This window comes from Tabrizicola sp., from assembly GCF_031377265.1.
Taxonomy (GTDB): Bacteria; Pseudomonadota; Alphaproteobacteria; order Rhodobacterales; family Rhodobacteraceae; genus JAUYQR01.
Genome location: NZ_JANMET010000235.1, coordinates 1 through 1,648, shown reverse-complemented (window position 1 = coordinate 1,648; position 1,648 = coordinate 1). Strand labels below are relative to the sequence as shown.

Annotated in this window: 2 protein-coding genes; both read left to right on the top strand. The window is 65.6% G+C overall.

The features are described from left to right. Window positions 1-1,426 (top strand): glycine dehydrogenase (locus RMO18_RS13675; RefSeq protein WP_405054075.1); only part of this gene is annotated, 1,426 nt, incomplete at its 5' end. 8 nt (window positions 1,427-1,434) lie between these two features. Continuing rightward, window positions 1,435-1,648: AzlC family ABC transporter permease (locus tag RMO18_RS13670; RefSeq protein ID WP_309666610.1), on the top strand; the 214-nt coding region annotated here is incomplete at its 3' end.

Here is a 1,648-nt window from a genome sequence, read left to right as displayed (position 1 = left end):
CGAGAGCGAGATGATGCGCTACATGCGGCGTCTGTCGGACCGCGACCTTGCGCTGGACCGGGCGATGATCCCGCTGGGGTCCTGCACGATGAAGCTGAATGCGGCGGCCGAGATGATGCCGATCACCTGGCCGGAGTTTGGGTCCTTGCATCCCTTCGCCCCAGCCGATCAGGCGCTGGGCTACCGCGAGGCGATCGACGATCTGACGGCGAAGCTCTGCGAGATCACCGGCTATGACGCGATGTCGATGCAGCCGAATTCCGGGGCGCAGGGGGAATATGCGGGGCTGTTGACCATTCAGGCCTATCACCGCAGCCGGGGTGACGCGCATCGCAACGTCTGCCTGATCCCGGTTTCGGCGCATGGCACCAACCCGGCCAGCGCGCAGATGGCGGGGATGGAGGTGGTGGTGGTGAAATCCGCGCCTAATGGCGATGTGGATTTGGAGGATTTTGCCGCCAAGGCGGAGGCGGCGGGCGACCGGCTGGCGGCCTGCATGATCACCTATCCCTCCACCCACGGGGTGTTCGAAGAGACGGTGAAGGAGATCTGCCGGATCACCCATGATCATGGCGGGCAGGTCTATCTGGACGGGGCCAACATGAACGCGTTGGTCGGGCTGGTGAAACCGGGTGAGATCGGGTCGGACGTGAGCCACCTGAACCTGCACAAGACTTTCGCGATCCCGCACGGCGGCGGCGGGCCGGGGATGGGGCCGATTGGCGTGAAGGCGCATCTGGCGCCGTTCCTGCCCGGGCATCCGGAGACGGGCGGGGCCGAAGGCCCTGTCAGTGCTGCACCCTATGGGTCGGCGTCGATCCTGCTGATCTCATGGGCCTATTGCCTGCTGATGGGGGGGGCGGGTTGCACGCAGGCGACGCGGGTAGCGATCCTGAACGCCAATTACATCGCGGCGCGGCTGAAGGGGGCCTATCCGATCCTGTTCATGGGCAACAAGGGCCGGGTGGCGCATGAATGTATTCTGGACACCCGGCCCTTTGCCGAGGCTGGGGTGACCGTGGACGACATTGCCAAGCGGTTGATCGACAACGGCTTTCATGCGCCGACGATGAGCTGGCCAGTGGCAGGTACGCTGATGGTGGAACCGACCGAGAGCGAGACCAAGGCCGAGATCGACCGCTTCGTCACCGCCATGCTGGCGATCCGCGCGGAAATTGCGGCGGTGCAGCGGGGCGAGATCAGCGCCGAGGACAGCCCGCTCCGCCATGCGCCCCATACCGTGGCGGCACTCGTGACTGAGGCCTGGGACCGCAAATACAGCCGCGCGCAGGGCTGCTTTCCGCCGGGTGCCTTCAAGGTGGACAAGTACTGGCCACCGGTGGGCCGGGTGGACAATGTCTACGGCGACCGGCACCTGATCTGCACCTGCCCGCCGCTGGAAAGCTATCTGAAGGCGGCGGAGTAGTCGCGTTCGTGCAAACCGGGGACAGTGCCAGCTTTCGCGACGGACTTATCGCCGCCATTCCGGTCGCGCTCGGCTACCTGCCGATCTCGTTTTCCTTTGGTGTGGTTGCGACCCAAAGCGGTCTGACGGCGGTCGAGGCGACCGCGCTGTCGCTGATCATCTATGCGGGTGCGTCGCAGTTTCTGGCGGTGGCGCTGATCACGTCGGGGGCGCCGGTGCTGG